The sequence below is a fragment of the Roseomonas indoligenes genome (assembly GCF_017813365.1).
Lineage (GTDB): Bacteria > Pseudomonadota > Alphaproteobacteria > Acetobacterales > Acetobacteraceae > Roseomonas > Roseomonas indoligenes.
Genome location: NZ_JAGIZA010000060.1, coordinates 1 through 1,425, shown reverse-complemented (window position 1 = coordinate 1,425; position 1,425 = coordinate 1). Strand labels below are relative to the sequence as shown.

The following is a 1,425-nucleotide window of genomic DNA, read 5'->3' as shown; positions in this document are numbered from 1 at the left end:
GCGCCGTCGTGTTCGGCGAAGCCCTGGGCCTCGTGGGTGAAGCGCCCGACGAGGAAGTTGGAGGCCCAGTTGAGGTAGGTCAGGGCGTCGGCGTTGCCCTGTTTGGCGGCCGCGATCGCGGTGGAGGCGAAGTAGTCCTGCTGCCAGGGCGGCAGGGCGCCGTTGGCGCCGTAGACGCCGGGCAGGTAGCCGTGGGCCTCGCCCTGCTGGGCGGTCCAGGCCGGGATCTGGCTGACGATCCAGGACCAGTTCGCCTCGGACATCTCCGTGAAGTAGGCCTTGGCCGCGCTGCCGTCCGGGCTCGCCCAGGCGGCCTCATCGATCTGGCGCAGCGCCCAGGCCGCGCCGCGGACCTGGTTCTGCTGCACCACCAGCCCCTCGCCGTTCTCGCGCACCAGCGGCCACTGGCTGGCGATGTTCCAGGCCGCCTGGGCCTGGAGGTTGTCGAGCATCCAGCGCTCGCCCGTCAGCAGGTAGGGCACGTAGGAGAGGTCGGGCTGGTGGGCGGGGTCGAGCGTCCAGCCCGTCTGCGCGTCGCCCGTCTGGGTGAGGCTGCCCGAGGTCGCGTCGCCCGGGCGCCCGGTGCCGCCGCGCGGATCGGTCCAGAGGTTGGGGTAGTCCTCGATGCTGAGCCAGCCCTTGTTGGCGGCGTCCCAGAGGTTCCAGGGCACGGTGGAGGCGGCCTCGGCCTGCTCCATGGCGTAGCTGGCCGCGCGCATGTCCTGGGTGATGAGCCAGGCGGTGTTGCCGGCGGTGGTGAAGCCGATGTCGGCGCGCCCGCCGGTGCCGGGCATGTACTGTGTCACGCCCGCGGTCGCGAGGGGGGCGTCCGAGCCCGCCGCCTGGGCGGCCGCGGCATAGGCGTTGAGGAGGGTGTCGTCGACGCCGTTGGCGAGGTTGTACTCGGCGATGGCGCCCGTCGTCTCGAGGTGGTCGATGTCGTGGCGGATGTTGAGCCAGCCCTCGGCCGGGCCGCCGAGGCCCTGCCCGCCATCGGTGCTGTTGGAGGAGAAGGTGCGGTGCCAGTTCTGGTACTGGCCCTGGTCGACGCTCTCCTGGGCGACGGTGTGGCCGTCCATGGTCACGGTCAGGCCGTAGGCGACGCGCCCGCCGGTCGCGCCCATGGCGCCGTCGTTGTTGAAGCCGGCCTCGACGGAGAGGCCGCCGCCCTTGTAGGCGGTCACGTCGAAGACGAGGCGCTGGGAGCCCTCGAGCGGGATCTCGACCCGCGCCTGGGAGGCCAGCGGCCCGCTCTGCCAGAAGCTGGCGCTGCCATCGGCCAGCGCGTGCCGCAGCGCGTCCAGCACGTCGATGCTCCGCGCCACGCCCGAGGACGGCGTCAGCGACACCGCAAAGCTGTGCCCCGACAAGGCAGACGACAGGTCCAGCGCAGGAGCCGTCGAGACAGGGCCAGTGCTGAGCACG

1 pseudogene is annotated in these 1,425 nt (G+C 72.3%); it reads right to left on the bottom strand.

Features of this window, described 5'->3' with window-relative positions:
• Positions 1–1,349, bottom strand: a pseudogene (locus J5Y10_RS27630) (beta strand repeat-containing protein); the annotation flags it as partial.
• Positions 1,350–1,425: the final 76 nt, after the last annotated feature.